12 protein-coding genes and 1 pseudogene are annotated in these 15,665 nt (G+C 35.6%); 8 read left to right on the top strand and 5 right to left on the bottom strand.

Going from position 1 to position 15,665, the window contains the following annotated elements; all coding sequences use genetic code 11:
• Window positions 1-13: 13 nt before the first annotated feature.
• Window positions 14-2,254, bottom strand: a complete 2,241-nt coding sequence (pflB, locus tag NQZ71_RS12585) for a formate C-acetyltransferase (RefSeq protein WP_317010747.1) — start codon at window positions 2,252-2,254, stop codon at window positions 14-16.
• A 519-nt stretch (window positions 2,255-2,773) separates the two neighbouring features.
• Here pflB and mprF point away from each other — a divergent pair.
• The 3 genes from mprF to NQZ71_RS12570 all read left to right on the top strand — a co-directional run bounded on the left by mprF (window position 2,774) and on the right by NQZ71_RS12570 (window position 8,636).
• Window positions 2,774-5,308, top strand: a complete 2,535-nt coding sequence (mprF, locus tag NQZ71_RS12580) for a bifunctional lysylphosphatidylglycerol flippase/synthetase MprF (RefSeq protein ID WP_317010746.1) — start codon at window positions 2,774-2,776, stop codon at window positions 5,306-5,308.
• A gap of 109 nt (window positions 5,309-5,417) precedes the next feature.
• Window positions 5,418-7,034 carry a MutS-related protein gene (locus NQZ71_RS12575; RefSeq protein ID WP_317010745.1) on the top strand — a complete coding sequence of 539 codons (1,617 nt, stop codon included), beginning with the start codon at window positions 5,418-5,420 and terminating at the stop codon, window positions 7,032-7,034.
• Between the two features lie 438 nt (window positions 7,035-7,472).
• Window positions 7,473-8,636: a D-alanyl-D-alanine carboxypeptidase family protein gene (locus NQZ71_RS12570; protein WP_317010744.1), complete on the top strand. Its 1,164-nt coding sequence runs from the start codon at window positions 7,473-7,475 to the stop codon at window positions 8,634-8,636.
• A 489-nt stretch (window positions 8,637-9,125) separates the two neighbouring features.
• Here the strand turns inward: NQZ71_RS12570 and NQZ71_RS12565 are convergent, their stop codons facing one another.
• Window positions 9,126-9,368 (bottom strand): hypothetical protein, encoded by a 243-nt coding sequence (locus NQZ71_RS12565; protein ID WP_317010743.1) that lies wholly within the window; start codon window positions 9,366-9,368, stop codon window positions 9,126-9,128.
• A 155-nt stretch (window positions 9,369-9,523) separates the two neighbouring features.
• On the bottom strand, window positions 9,524-11,143 hold the full coding sequence (locus NQZ71_RS12560) for an ABC-F family ATP-binding cassette domain-containing protein (RefSeq protein ID WP_144454869.1): 1,620 nt from the start codon (window positions 11,141-11,143) through the stop codon (window positions 9,524-9,526).
• A 333-nt stretch (window positions 11,144-11,476) separates the two neighbouring features.
• Between NQZ71_RS12560 and NQZ71_RS12555 the strand changes: the two genes are divergently transcribed.
• Window positions 11,477-11,614 carry a hypothetical protein gene (locus NQZ71_RS12555; RefSeq protein ID WP_164849752.1) on the top strand — a complete coding sequence of 46 codons (138 nt, stop codon included), beginning with the start codon at window positions 11,477-11,479 and terminating at the stop codon, window positions 11,612-11,614.
• A 184-nt stretch (window positions 11,615-11,798) separates the two neighbouring features.
• On the opposite strand, the gene NQZ71_RS12550 is transcribed toward NQZ71_RS12555, so the two are convergent.
• Window positions 11,799-12,530, bottom strand: a complete 732-nt coding sequence (locus NQZ71_RS12550) for a ZIP family metal transporter (protein ID WP_144454870.1) — start codon at window positions 12,528-12,530, stop codon at window positions 11,799-11,801.
• A gap of 95 nt (window positions 12,531-12,625) precedes the next feature.
• Here NQZ71_RS12550 and NQZ71_RS12545 point away from each other — a divergent pair, with 95 nt between their 5' ends.
• The 4 genes and pseudogenes from NQZ71_RS12545 to NQZ71_RS26200 form a co-directional block, all read left to right on the top strand.
• On the top strand, window positions 12,626-13,810 hold the full coding sequence (locus tag NQZ71_RS12545; protein ID WP_144454871.1) for an MFS transporter: 1,185 nt from the start codon (window positions 12,626-12,628) through the stop codon (window positions 13,808-13,810).
• Between the two features lie 169 nt (window positions 13,811-13,979).
• On the top strand, window positions 13,980-14,243 hold the full coding sequence (locus NQZ71_RS12540) for a hypothetical protein (RefSeq protein WP_144454872.1): 264 nt from the start codon (window positions 13,980-13,982) through the stop codon (window positions 14,241-14,243).
• 163 nt (window positions 14,244-14,406) lie between these two features.
• Window positions 14,407-14,514, top strand: coding sequence for a YjcZ family sporulation protein (locus tag NQZ71_RS12535; protein ID WP_127741175.1), 108 nt, complete (start codon window positions 14,407-14,409; stop codon window positions 14,512-14,514).
• Window positions 14,515-14,620: 106 nt separating this feature from the next.
• Window positions 14,621-14,704 (top strand): annotated as a pseudogene (locus NQZ71_RS26200) (YjcZ family sporulation protein); the annotation flags it as partial.
• A 98-nt stretch (window positions 14,705-14,802) separates the two neighbouring features.
• On the opposite strand, the gene NQZ71_RS12525 reads toward NQZ71_RS26200, so the two are convergent.
• Window positions 14,803-15,642, bottom strand: coding sequence for a P-loop NTPase family protein (locus tag NQZ71_RS12525; protein WP_317010742.1), 840 nt, complete (start codon window positions 15,640-15,642; stop codon window positions 14,803-14,805).
• Window positions 15,643-15,665 lie beyond the last annotated feature (23 nt).

Genomic DNA, 15,665 nt, shown 5'->3' with positions numbered 1-15,665 from the left:
TACGCTTGTTATATTACATAGATTCATGGAAAGTCCGATTGATAACATCTAGCTGCTGTTCACGGGTAAGCTTGATAAAGTTAACAGCATAGCCTGAAACTCTGATTGTCAATTGTGGATACAGCTCAGGATGCTCCATCGCATCAAGAAGTGTTTCTCTATTAAATACATTAACATTTAAGTGGTGACCAGCTTTTATGCCATATCCATCTAGTATGGAGACAAGATTAGCTGACCGATCTTCCTCTTCCTTGCCAAGTGCCTTAGGAACAATAGAGAAGGTATTGGATATACCATCCAATGAAGAATCATATGGAAGCTTCGCTACAGATGAAAGTGATGCAAGCGTTCCTTTTGTGTCCCGTCCATGCATTGGGTTTGCTCCAGGGGCAAACGGTTCTCCTGCACGGCGTCCATCAGGTGTATTTCCAGTCTTTTTACCGTATACTACATTGGAAGTGATTGTAAGAATAGACATTGTATGCATGGAATTACGATATGTGGCATGCTTACGCAGCTTTTTCATGAAGCTCTCCACAAGGGAAACGGCAATACTGTCTACTCTATCATCATTATTTCCGTATTTAGGGAATTCACCATCTATTTCAAAGTCAGTAGCAATTCCAAACTCATCTCTGATTACTTTAACTTTTGCATATTTAATTGCACTCAAGGAGTCAGCAACAACGCTTAAACCAGCGATTCCAGTTGCCATTGTTCGCAGTATTTCGGAATCATGCAAAGCCATTTCAATTCTTTCATAGCTGTACTTATCATGCATATAATGGATAACGTTTAATGTATTGATATAGAGACCTGCCAGCCATTCCATCATTAAATCAAACTTTTCCATCACTTCACTGTAATCTAAATACTCAGAAGTAACAGGTGCGTAAGCCGGACCGACTTGCTCTTTTAATTTTTCATCCTTGCCGCCATTGATTGCATAAAGCAGACATTTTGCAAGATTAGCGCGTGCTCCGAAGAACTGCATTTGCTTTCCTATTTCCATTGCGGAAACACAGCAAGCAATTCCGTAATCATCGCCCCAATGCGGCTTCATAATGTCATCATTTTCATATTGAATGGAACTTGTTTGAATAGACATTTGGGCACAGAACTTTTTGAAGTTTTCCGGAAGCTGTGTGGACCAAAGCACTGTCAAGTTCGGTTCGGGAGCTGGTCCTAGATTGTCGAGTGTATGCAGAAAACGGAATGAGTTTTTTGTCACCAATGGTCTGCCGTCATTCGCCATACCGCCGATGGATTCTGTCACCCATGTCGGATCGCCGCTGAACAGTTCATTATAGTCAGGTGTACGAGCAAATTTCACAAGTCTCAGCTTCATGATGAAGTGATCAACAATTTCCTGAACCTGCTGCTCTGTAAGCAAACCGAGCTCTAAATCTCTTTCAATATAAATATCTAAGAAGGTGGACACTCGGCCAAGACTCATTGCCGCGCCATTTTGTTCTTTAATTGCAGCAAGATATGCCAAGTAAAGCCACTGAAATGCTTCTTGAGTATTTGCAGCAGGTTTTGATAGGTTAAATCCATAGCTTGCACCAAGCTCCTTCAGCTCCTGTAAAGCACGGATCTGCTCAGACAATTCTTCTCTCAGACGCATTGTTTCTTCTGACATAATGGAGCTGGTTGCTCTTTTATCCTTTTGCTTTTCTCCAATCAAAAAGTCTATACCATAAAGCGCTACCCTGCGATAGTCTCCAATAATCCGGCCTCGACCGTATGCATCTGGAAGCCCAGTAATGATTGCCGCTTTCCTTGCAAGCCGCATTTCGTCTGTATAAGCATCAAATACACCAGCATTGTGAGTTTTGCGATGCTTCGTAAAGAATTCCTCAAGATGCTCATCTGCTTTATAGCCATATGATTCGCATGCCTGTACAGCCATTCTGATACCACCATTAGGCTGAAAGGACCTTTTGAAAGGTTCATCTGTTTGGACGCCGACGATTTTTTCCTTTGTTTTGTCAAGATAGCCAGGTCCATGTGAAGTAATTGTGGAAGGGATATCTGTGTCAAGGTCATACACACCGCCCCTTTCCCGTTCTTTTTTCGAAAGCTCAAGAACTTGTTCCCATAGCTGCGTTGTTTCTACAGTAGGTCCACTTAAAAAATCAGCGCTTCCATAAAATGGTTTGAAGTTCTTTAAAATGAAGTCGCGAACATTTACTTCCTTTTCCCATGTGCCGCCTTTAAATCCATTCCAATAATTTGTTTCGAGCTTTTCCATGACAATTCACCTCGTTTTTTTATATAACAGAAAGAAAAGATGTTCCTAAAAACAATATAACAGATTTTAATGTGATTTATTTCACATAATTATGTATAAGTTAAGGCAATTCTGTGAATAAAGTGTGAACTCCTTTTATATCAGGTGTTGAAAGGGGGGAGAGGAATGAAATATTAGTAATGAATGGCAAAAGGAGAAGTGTATAACAAGTGGTTATTTGTTTAACTGTTATATAATAGTTTTATAAAAAAATCTAGTCTGTATTTATAAAAAACAACCGATTAGTTTTTTGTCAAAAGAGCATAATAAATTTAATAATGGTAAAAGCATGTAAAAAAGTTAATTTTTATTTTCCGCTTTGTGAATTTTAAGATATGATAAGAGAGTATATATTTTTTTACTCCATTTTATCATTCATTACTAAGCTTCTATTTAGAGTGTTTAAATGAAAATGGTAGATACTGCGGGTTTGCTTTATTATGTTTTACGAAACGGAAAAAATCTTCTTGAGGTGTTTTAATGTCATTTATTACAAAAGACCGGATAATGCTGCTGCTGAAAATACTTTTCCCGGTAACTTTGCTTTTGCTTGTATCCATGGAATTCCGAGATATGTTCGTTACAATTGATTTCGGACTATTGCTGAAATATATGGAAAAATTGAGTTATGGAACTCTTGCACTCATTATTATTTTGGGTTTTGTAGCACTATCTCCAATGTTTATGTACGATTATTACTTAAGTAAATACTTAAGCCTAGAAATACCGATGACACGTCTTACAAAGTATTCGCTTATTAGCAATTCCTTTTCAAACCTGCTTGGGTTCGGAGGATTAATTGGAATTGCTTTAAGATCCTATTTTTATAAGGAATATGAACCGGATAACAAAAAGCTGTTAAAAGGCGTCGCTTTTATCACCATGTTCTATTTGACAGGTGTGAGCTTCCTTACTTGGGTTATTTTGTACGACAGCTGGAAAATGCCGTTGATTCAAAATCATCATTGGCTTATGGTCACAACATTAGTGGTGTCAGCCATACTTCCGATTCTTATTATCAGTTATAAAATAAAAAAAACCAATTTACATAAGATTATCAAATCTCGTAAATTAGGGTTATCCTTACTAGTTTCGTCTATTTTAGAATGGAGTTTTATCTATTTTTATTTATATTGGCTTGCGTGCCTAGTGGACCTTCCTGTGTCAGGATGGGATTTCCTAAAGATTTTCCTTATTGCAGTTGGAGCAGGAATAGTAAGTATGATTCCAGGGGGAATAGGTGCATTTGATTTAGTATTTTTATGGGGATTTGAATACTTAGGAGTATCCACAGAAAAACTTCTTGTTGTCCTTCTTTTATACAGAATAGGCTATTACTTTATTCCGTTCTTTACGGGTTTAATTTTGCTAATTCAAGATTTATGGAAGAAATGGAATAGATATTGGAGCAATATTCCAAGGGTGGCTGTACAGAATGTAAGTCATTTCTTTTTAACTATTCTAGTGTTTCTTTCCGGAATTCTTCTGTTAATTTCAGGGGCGGTTCCAGGGATATTAGAAAGGCTTCAATTTACAGAACGAATTATAAGCCTGCCTGTCATGAATTTCTCCCACCACATTTCTGTTGGGACAGGTCTTGTGCTGCTTGGACTAGCGAGAGGTATTGAATACAGGGAGAAACGGACATACCATCTTACTTTATTCGTTTTGGCAATTGCGGCTGTCACCACGTTTCTAAAAGGCTTGGATTATGAGGAAGCAATTATTATTATAGTTGTTTTAATTTTACTTTTGCTGTCACGAGGAAAATTCTATCGAGAGAGCTTTGTGCTTACATGGGGGAAAATTATTTTTGATATTGTCGTTATTTCCTTTTTTACTTTTGGATACCTGCTACTTGGTTATTTAAATATGCCAACTAGTATCGCAAGTGTGCCGCAGTTTATGCGGCCATATGTTATAGACGATGCAAAAAGTCTTTTCTTAAGTGCTTGTGTTGCACTTTTTATCGCCTTATTTATCATTCTCATTGGTTATTGGATCAAGAAACCAAAGAGCTTACAGAAATTGTCTTCGAAAGAGGCAGAGGCAGAAATAATTTCCCATCTGGAAAAGTATAATGGGACAACATTAGCTCATCTAATCTTTCTGCATGATAAGTATATCTTTTGGAATAAAGATAAAGATGTTTTATTTATTTACGAGACATATGCAGATAAGCTCGTTGTTTTAGGAGACCCTGTCGGGGAAGAAAAAAGCTTTGTAAAGGCTGTTGAGGAGCTTTATGAAAGTGCTGATATTTACGGTTATACACCAGTCTTTTATCAGACAAGCCGGAATATGCTGCCGATTCTCCATGCTAATGGCTATGACTTTTTCAAGCTTGGAGAAGAAGGACATGTGGAACTAGCTGAATTTTCATTGTCAGGCAAAAAAATGAAAAATTATCGAGCATTAAAAAATAAATTTGATAAAGAAGGCTATACCGTTGAAGTATCTTATCCGAAACACGACCCACAGCTTTTAAACGAGCTGGAAAACATCAGCTACAGATGGCTTGGAGGCAGAAAGGAAAAAGGCTTTTCGTTAGGGTTTTTTGATAAGGATTATTTAAATACTTCCAGGCTTGTATTTGTCAAGGATCCGAATGGAAAGATTATTTCCTTCCTGTCACTTATGCCTTCCTATCAGTTGAGAGAAATGTTGTCCATTGATTTAATGAGAAGCTTGCCAGGTTCACCTTCTGGATCCATGGATTACCTATATTTACACACATTTGAATATTTGAAGGAAGCTGGAGTTGTCAGCTGTAATTTAGGGATGGCTCCTTTATCCAATCTTAGTCTATCTCGCTTTTCATTTATGAGTGAAAAGATTGCAGATCAGATTTTCAAGCATGGACATGTATTTTATCATTTTCAAGGCTTAAAGAATTTTAAAAACAAGTATTGTGACACATGGGAGCCTAAGTATTTAGGATACAGAAGAAAATCTTCCCTTCCATTCACATCAGCACAAGTTACAATGCTTGTTGCAAAAAGCAAAAGGAACTGAATGTCGATTCAGTTCCTTTTTTCATTTTCAAAATATAACTTAAATGGAAATAAAATGTATTTTAAGATATGATATTTTAGTAAACAAATAATAGAGATAGGAGAAAAGCATGATTTACCTTGTCATAATAATCATTATTACTGCAATTACTGTTCTCATTAATATGTATTTTTCTCATAACCGTAGAAAACAAATTTTTACTTTATGGGATAATAATAAAAAATTAAATCCTAGTGAAAATTACCATGAAACGTTTAAATTTTTCTATGAAAATGTAAAAGAAAGCAATGATGATGCAGGTATTGATGATATAACCTGGAATGACTTAAACATGACGAAAATATTTAATACTATCAACTATGCCTTTACATCAATTGGAGAAGAGATGCTCTATTTCAGATTGAAAGCAGCTCACAAACAGCATGTAATGGACGAAAAGATAATCGAAAAAATAAGCAATGACAGTCAATATAGGGTTAAGTTATCGTTAATTTTAGCAGCATTAGGCAAAGCGCCATATACTAATTCCTCTAAGCATATGTTTGAAAATCCTGATGTTAAAATAAATAAACTATTTTTTGTACTTAGTATACTTCCTTTAGTGGGCCTCGGTTTGATTGGAGTATCCCTTCATGCTGGTTTAAGCTTATTTTTCACTAGCGCATTAGTAAATTCCTTTTTGTTTTACATGAATCGTACAAAAAACGAGGCAGAGTTTGAAAGCTTATTTTATTGCATACATATCATTCTCACTTCAAGAAAACTAGCAAGGCTAAATAAGGACACAGACTTCTTAAAGAAAACTAGCAATTTAAAAAAAGCTCCGTTTATTAGTGTGTTACTGTTAAAAGATGATACGACTGGAACCAATATAATCCTCCATATAATGACAGTATTTAAAGCAATATTTTTACTAGAATATCTCGTTTTTCACTATATTATTCACTTATTACATCATAATAAAGATTTATATGAACTTGCTTGGAAAAAGACAGCGGAACTAGATTTTTTCTACTCGATCGCGATATGGAGAAAATCATTACCATACTATTGTGTACCCACATTTAATGGTGAAGGCTCATTCATTATTCATGAAGCCTATCACCCACTACTGAAAAATCCTGTTGGAAATGATTTTACCTTTCATAAAAATTGTCTGCTTACTGGTTCAAATGCTTCAGGTAAATCGACTTTTATGAAAACAATCGCTCTAAATATCGTTTTCTCTCAAGCTCTAAATACAAGTACGAGTAAACAAATAAATTTAACAAGAGGGCCAGTATATTCCACTATGGCAATGGCTGATGATATTGAAAAAGGTCAAAGCTATTTTTTAAGTGAAATTATAGCGCTGAAAAGAATTTTTGATACAGTTAATACAGACAAACAACCATTCTTATATTTGTTTATCGACGAAATTTTTAAAGGAACCAATACAGTAGAGAGAATTGCTGCTGCTGAATCTGTCTTAAATTATTTAAATGATTGTAAGCAAACGAGAGTAATGGCAGCAACACATGATATTGAATTAACAGAAATGCTTGCAAGTAAATATACTAATTATCATTTTAGAGAATATATTAGCAATGATGAAATTTATTTTGATTATTTAATAAAAGATGGTGCATCTAACACGAGAAATGCAATTGAACTATTACGGATTACTGATTTTCCAAAAAAGGTATATGATGATGCGCTGAAAAAAATAGCAGAACGAAGCAAATAGAAGATTGTTAAAGTGGTTTTGGACAAAAGTATTGGAGTAAAGGTTAAAACTGAACTATTCATCGATTATCGATTAATAGTTCAGTTTTTTTGTATTTCGGTTTTTATACATTTAGAATCTTGGTGAAATGGAGCGGTGGCTCATCTTCGCATGCGGAAAGGTGAGTGGATGGAGCGTTTTGAAACGAACTAATTTTAAAGCAAAACTCTTTGTATAATATCAAGCTTCATTGTAAAAAGTTGGTAAATTATATATTATTTTGTGTTTGGAAACATATATTTTGTTTTGTCTCAGATTTTTTTTCACAATTTAGACATAAAATTATTTAAGAATAGAAATTATGAGCAATTAAAACATATGATCGCTGTGCAATCAGGGGAATAATCTGGTAAAATAGTCATTAGTTTATAAGAAGATAGAAAATTAGGTGATTAACAAATGAAGATATTTACTGCCGTTCTCTTTTTGCTGTTGATGCTCGCTCCTGCAGCAGCACAGGCAGCAGATAAAGAGGAAGACAGGCTTGGTTTAAAAAGTGAATCAGCACTTTTGCTTGATGCGAAAACAGGCGCAATTATTTATGAAAAAAACGGCTATCAAAAAATGTACCCTGCAAGCCTTACGAAGATAGCAACTGCTATTTACGCAATCGAGAAGGGTTCTCTAGATGATGTGGTTTCTGTTAGTGAGCATGCTGCAAAAGAAGAGGGCACAAGTGTTTATTTGGAAAGCGGAGAGAAGGTCACACTTGAAAAGCTGTTAAATGGTATGCTTATCAATTCAGGAAATGATGCGGCAGATGCAGTAGCAGAATATTTGGACGGAAGTGCTGCGCAATTTGAACAAAATTTCAATGAATATTTAAAAAATGAAATTAAAGTGGAGGGAACACATTTTAAAAACCCAAGTGGACTATATGATGAGAAACATTTTACAACAGCATATGATATGGCACTTATCACAAAGTATGCGTTAAAAAATAAAGAGTTTCAGTCTATCTTCGGAACAAAGGAGTTAAACTGGGAGGGTTTATCATGGGATACAACACTTGTCACGCACCATCTCATGTTAAAAGGCGAGCTGCCTTATGATGGTGTAAACGGCGGGAAAACAGGTTATGTGGATCAGTCTAAACAAACGCTTGCCACATCTGCAGAGAAAAATGGGCTGCAGCTGATTGCAATTGTTTTAAAAGGAGACTGGAAAAAAGACGTTTATGAAGATACAGCAGCAATGTTTGATTATGGGTTCAATGGCTTTAAAAACGAATTTATGCCGCCTGGGAAGAAGTTCAGTACGGGTGGTAAGGAATTTCAGACTGAAAAAACAGAGCTTCTAACAGTACCAATTGATAACCATAATCCTGTTATTACCACTTCTGGCCAACTGCTGGTTCAGTCAAAAGCAGGGGACACAATTCAAACCATCCAGCTGCAGGAGATTACCCCACAAGAAATACAGCCAGTTAATGAAACCAAGACAGCTGTGGATGAACCTAACAACTGGAATGTTGCTGTAAAAACGACTATTGGCATGATTGTCCTGCTTATTGTTGTGGTAGCTGTTTATATGAATAAAAGAAGGCGGAGACACGCTGAGTAATGGCAGTTGTAAAGGGATTAAAAGTTATTTTGTCACTTTAGGAATATTTTGTAGGTAATTTGTATTAAGTCTTGGGTTGCGGTACACCGAGAGCAAATTCCTATAATTATTATATGAAGAAAATAAGTGCTGGGGAAAAAATAACCTGCTTAAACACGAATAATAATAATTTTATTTAAATTTGAGACAATGGAGCATGGAGTTATTTTATAGAGTATGGCTTTAAAAGCACTTCGTTCCATTGCGCTGCGGTCACTCGCTTACCGCGGGGAGGAAGCTGAGCCACTTCGTTTTCGCCTGCAGGGTCTTCCTTTCCTCTATTTCCCTTAGTAGTCGAGTGGCCTACATTCCATTCAACTAAATTTTTATTTATTGTATTTAAGCGGAAGAATATAAAAAAACCAAACTGTTATTAACCAATAGCGGTTAAATAGTTTAGTTTTGAATTAGACTTAAATACATATGTCATGCCATTTTTTTGAATAGATGTCAGCTATTTGTTTTTTCTTTACTTGGTGTATTTTTCCTAGTAGGTTGTTTTTTCTTACTAGGAATTAGGCTGCTTACAAATAAGCCTATGAAGATACCAAAGAATAGAATGGAAAAAAGATAAATTATAGTATTTTCGAAAATAGGTGAAATACTAACAATTGAGTCACGAACTTGCCATAAGCTAAAAACAATCAATAGAGCAACAAAAGATCCTAGTTTTTGTTTGTTTTTTTCTTTCATTTATTTAAAACTCCTTTAAGATCATGTTAACAAGATTTGAAGTGGAAATAAGAAAATAATACCACAGTTTTTTAATCTAAAGGATACATGATAAAAATTGAACGTGGATAAATAAAAATGGTTCCTGCCAAAGCAGGAACCATTTTTATTATCAATTACTTATACATTTCAGCTACTTGCTTTTGCAGCTTTGTATCTTCCAAGTACTCGTCATATGTTACTTGTTTGTCAACTAAACCGCTTGGTGTAATTTCGAAAATGCGGTTTGCGATAGTTGATACAAACTGATGGTCATGTGATGCGAACAGCAGGGAGCCTTTAAAGTTAATTAGGCCATTGTTAAGTGCTGTGATGGATTCAAGATCCAAGTGGTTTGTCGGTTCGTCCATGAGTAGAACATTTGAGCCGCTAAGCATCATTTTAGATAGCATGCAGCGCACTTTTTCTCCACCGGAAAGAACTTCAGGTTTTTTCAAGACCTCTTCTCCTGAGAACAGCATTCTGCCTAGGAAGCCTCGTAAGAAGCTTTCTGTTTGGTCATTTGGTGAATATTGACGAAGCCAATCAACAAGCGTTTGCTCATTGCGTGAGAAATACTCCGAGTTTTCAGCAGGGAAATAACTTTGTGAAGTAGTAATACCCCATTTAAATGATCCGCTGTCTGGCTCGATTTCTCCCATAAGAATACGGAAAAGCGTTGTTTTAGCTAACTCATTTTTTCCAACTAAAGCAATTTTATCATCCTTGTTCATGATAAAGCTGATATTATCAAGAACCTTCACGCCATCAATCGTTTTTGTAAGATTTTCGACACGCAATAAATCGTTACCGATTTCTCTTTCAGGCGTAAATGCTACATATGGATACTTTCTGGATGATGGTTTAATATCGTCCAAAGAAATTTTATCAAGCAATTTTTTTCTTGATGTTGCTTGCTTAGATTTTGACGCATTTGCACTAAAGCGGGCAATGAAGTTTTGCAGCTCTTTAATTTTTTCTTCTTTTTTCTTGTTTGCATCATTTGCCATTCTTGATGCTAATTGGCTTGATTCATACCAGAAATCATAGTTACCAACATAGATTTGAATTTTGCTGTAATCTAAATCAGCAATATGTGTACATACCTTGTTCAAGAAATGTCTGTCATGGGAAACAACAATTACAGTGTTTTCAAAGTTAATCAAGAACTCCTCAAGCCATTGAATTGCCCCAATGTCAAGGTGGTTGGTAGGCTCATCGAGTAATAGAACATCTGGTTGACCAAATAGTGCTTGTGCAAGAAGTACCTTAACTTTTTCAGAACCGCTGATGTCTGCCATCTTTTTAGAGTGCAGATCCTCATTAATTCCTAAGCCTTTTAAAAGGATTGCAGCTTCAGATTCAGCTTCCCAACCATTCAATTCTGCAAACTCACCTTCAAGCTCAGCAGCCTTCATACCATCTTCATCAGAGAAATTTTCTTTCATGTAAATGGCATCTTTTTCTTTCATTACTTCATACAGTCTTGTATGACCCATAATAACTACTTGAAGCACTTCATGCTCTTCGTATTCAAAATGGTTCTGTTTCAAGATTGCAAGTCGTTCGCCTGGACCAAGTGACACGTTTCCAGATTGAGCTTCAAGCTCACCGGAAAGGATTTTTAGGAAAGTTGATTTGCCGGCACCATTTGCCCCAATCAAACCATAGCAGTTTCCTGGTGTGAATTTAATATTAACATCTTCAAATAATTTACGATCGCCATATCGAAGACCAACATTGCTAACTGTTATCATTTATATTTTTTCCTCCAAAATACAATATCCATAAAATTATACCATTATTGACATGTAAGAAGCTAATTTTTATTGAAATTCTTATCCAATTCATTTATGTTCAACTCAGTGTCTTTTTTTGTAGAGTTTTTTATTGGAGTTTTTTTATAAAAATAAAGGGAATTGTTCTATTATAATAGAATATGATTTGTAAGCGTTAAAATGATTAAAAGGAGTTTTGCGGGCTTGTAATCGGGAATACGTAAATATCTATAAAATTTTATTAAACGTTCATATTTTTTTCATATATTTTCAGTACAATACATATAACAGGACATAAAGGAGTAGATATAAATGGCTAGAAAACAGCTTGTTGATTTAGTAAATAAAATGAAAAAATCAGGCATTAAAATAAGCTTCACTAAACCTAGATCACATTTAATCGTTCCAATCCGACAATCGACAAAATTAACATCCTCAACAACACATTAATAACCAATAAGAAAACATGTTCCATTATAGATTTCGCTATTGCTATCCTAAAGATAGTAATAAGCGATACTAATGTGAAACATGTTTTTTTAATTAACTAATTAAAATATGTATTTGCTACTGCATAGCTTGCATGTTTTTCATTCCAAGATAATCGAATTACTATTTACATCTAAGCTTTAGCTCAACCGGAAAAGGAAGTAAGTGCAAGTGCTATCATTAGACCAGCACAACTAATGAAGCCTACAACTGGACCGCCCTTTTGATATGCTTCAGGAAGCATAGTGGAGCATACCATTGCAATTAATCCTCCTGCCCCAAATGCTTCTATACTTGCGATAACTATCTCTGATGCATGTGCTAAAAAGGAGTAGCCGATTAAACTGCTTAGTGCGGAAATTAGGACAACGCTTGACCAAAGCAGAAATATTCTTCTTTTTTGATAGCCGTCCTTTTTTAAGCCGACAGTGGAGGAAAGCGCCTCAGGAAAGTTGCTTATAAAGATTGCGACGATAAATAGTATGTCCACATGATTGCTTGCGATTAAGCTTAACCCAATAATCAATGATTCTGGAATAGCATCCATCAATGTACCAATGAAAATAGCGATACCAGAATGTGCAGCAGTATTACCGCTCGATCTTTTTCTGTCTGTGCCGCCTTTTTTGTAAAGTATTAGTTCAATTACGGTGAACAGTAATGCTCCGCCAAGAAAAGCAATAGCCGTCCTTTTTATCCCACTCTTTTCCATTGACTCCATTAGCAGGTCAAATGATGAAGCTCCTATTAACACTCCTGTTCCGAGTGCCATAAGATAGGCGTTTACTTTAGCAGGTATATTATATATAAGGCCGATGATACTCCCGAACATTAAAGACAAACTTGCAACAGCACCCCAAATTGCAGCTTCTAACATAGATATAAGCTCCTTATTGGTTTTTTTCTGTAAATTTATTTTGATGATTTCAGCAACTGATATATAATGGAAAAAGCAAAGGAGACAATATTTAAATGAAAACACAAAAACAACTTTATATTCTGCAATGCTTTTATTTTTTTGCCTTTTTTGGCAGTGGCAGCATCGCACCGCTGCTAAGTGTTTATTTAAACAAATCAATCGGTTTATCTGGCTTCGAAATTGGAATTATTATGTCGATAGGACCGGTAGTGACAATATTCTTTCAACCCTTTTGGGGTATACTTTCTGATAAAACAAATTCACCAACAGCCATTCTTAAATTATGTGCATTTTTTGCCGGATTATGCGGTTTAGGGTATTTGTTTATCGACCAGTTTGTCTGGATTTTTGTGATTGCAACAATGATTGCTGTTTTTCAAAGCGCGATTGTTCCGATATCTGACAGTATTACAATTAAATATACAAGTGAACACAACTTAGATTATGGTAATGTCAGAATGTACGGAGCGCTAGGGTTTGGGATTGCTGTTTTTATAATGGGAAGATTGTCTGAAATAGCACCAAGCATCATCTTCCTTTCCTTTTTCGCCGCATTGCTGATTTGTTCCTTTGCAACTGCGATGATACCGAAGGAGAAGGCTGCTGCTAACGGAAATCCATTAAAAGGGGCAAGTAAGCTTTTAATACATAAAAAATACATGCTGTTTTTGATTATTACCTTCATGATTTTTAGTCCTAATTTAGCGAATAATACTTTCTTTGGTCTATTTGTGGAAGGCAGCGGTGGCACCTATACAGGGATTGGCGTAGCGTTTTTAATTGCTGTATTGTCAGAGGTGCCATTCATGAAAATTGCAGGTGCCTGGATCAGAAAATTTGGTTTGCTAGAAATCACATTATTTTCTGGCATTATTTCGCTAGTCAGATGGATTTTTTATTTTACGGAGCCAAATTTAACGCTCATTTATGCAACAGCTTTTCTGCAAGGTTTTGGCGTTGGTTTGTTTATACCTGCTGGTCTACAGTACATAAGAAAAATCGCTCCTGCACATATGATTGCAACGTCCATAACCTTCTATTCTGCTATTGGAAATGGACTTGGCAATTGGTTTAATACTTTTATTGGGGGCATAATTTTCGATCATTACAGTATTTTTTATGTGTATTTGTTTTTTAGTTTGTTGACAGTTATCGGACTTGGATTAAATGTTTTCTTGCTTCGTTTGGAAAAGCAAGAGGCACTTATAAATAGTAAGTTAAACGAAACCCCATCATAAAAACGTGGAAAAACCGCCACTTCTTAAGAAATAAATCTTAAGAAGTGGCGGTTTTTTGCGCTTTTAAAAAGGGAATTTTAATTTTCCGCTCCTATCATAGGGAGGCTGTCCATACTTTTTGTTAGCTTGGACATAAGATATAAGGAAATAAGTGGAGGTGGAAAGCACAATGAACAATTATTATAACCAGTGTTCAAAAGGTATTGGGAAATGTGTTCGCATTCGTACACATAATGGCACTGTGCATACTGGAATCATTGATCGTGTTACTTCAAATAAGGTTTTTATTAGACCTTTGGGTGGCAGAAGAGGGTATGGCGGGTTCGGTTTAGGTTATTACAGAGGCTATGGTCCAGGCTGGGGCTGGGGTGCAGCTGCTGTTGGATTTTCTTTTGGATTAATTGCAGCACTTGCATTTATTCCGTTCTTTTAAGTCAAAAACAGGCGATTTCTTTCTTGTAAAGAAGTTGCCTGTTGCGCTTCTACATATTACGCAACAAATGATTTTCGCTAAAAAAATAAAAAATTGAAATTCGCCCATTCAAGACAACCTGTATCTACATAATATGCTTATGTGCATGAGGGAGGTGGATTAAATGAGTGGTGAACATACAGCAGGATTTGGTGGAGGCTTTGCTCTCCTTGTAGTGCTATTCATTTTATTAATCATTGTAGGATCTAGTTATGTTGGTTTTGGTTATTAATTAATATAAAAAAAGAAGGAGTGTTTTATAAATGGCATACGGATTTGGTGGATACGGTTATGGAAGTTCTTGCGGTTGCGGAGGATACAGCTACGCAGCACCTGTTAGCGGTGGATATGGTAGTGGCGGATTTGTATTAATCGTTGTACTATTCATTCTATTAATTATTGTTGGAGCAGCTTGGCTGTAATATTTAAATACACGGAGGCATAAGCATTTCGCTTATGCCTTTTCATTTGCATGCAAAAGTCCTATGCAAATAATATCTGTGTTAACATAGTTATTTCATTATATAATGTGAATAGAAGTTAGCATTTTGACAATATCGCTACTTTGTAGGTTATAAGATGAGTTATTTAAAATAAGCTTTTGGATAGAAAGGCTTTCATAAATTTCTAACTCTAGTTTTTTTCTAGCCTGAAGAACCTGTATTGTTCCATCAATCCCATGCAACTGATGCTTTTTTCCAAAGCCTTGCTTTGTGTAATAATCAATAAATCCTGTTGACCAGTCTACAGGTCTTTCATTATATGCTTTTAGAAAAGAGCTTTTCACATCCTCCTGGCTTACATAAAGTAACACTGGGTTTAATTTATAAATAATTTCCTCCAAAAGAGCAATATGTTTTATCAATCTATCCTGTACTTCAGCCCATTTGACCATCCCGATTGTTAACGGATTTTGCAAAAATGAGCATTCAAAAATATAAATTTTATCATTCTGCCATGCTGTTTCTGCAAAATCAGCCCATTTCTTAACAGCTAATGCTGCATACTGTTCAAAAGGCAGTTCGTATATGTCATGTTTGAAGATGAAGGAAAAGTCCATGTTTGTATATAAGTCATTGTCTTGATTCATTAACTTCCTGTAAGGAAAAAGGAATAAACCGCTGTTATACTCTACATTGGAATGAAGGATTTTTTTGTTAACGAAATTATTTTCAAGTAAGCCCCATTCTGAATGTGAGAAGCAAGCAACTCCATCATAATCAGCAGGGTGGTCGAGGTTTCCCTCAAGAAACAATTCACTTTTTATAGGATAGTTTTGCAAAATTTCATAAATAGTTGATGCAGTAGTTGATTTACCACTGCCAGGCAACCCTTCTACAATAATCAGTTTTGTATTCATATCTTCAGCCCTTTTCTATTAAT

Origin of the sequence: Niallia taxi (assembly GCF_032818155.1) — a bacterium.
Lineage (GTDB): Bacteria > Bacillota > Bacilli > Bacillales > Cytobacillaceae > Niallia > Niallia taxi_A.
Note: the sequence above shows the minus strand (reverse complement) of the source record. Positions and strands in the feature narration are given on the sequence as shown.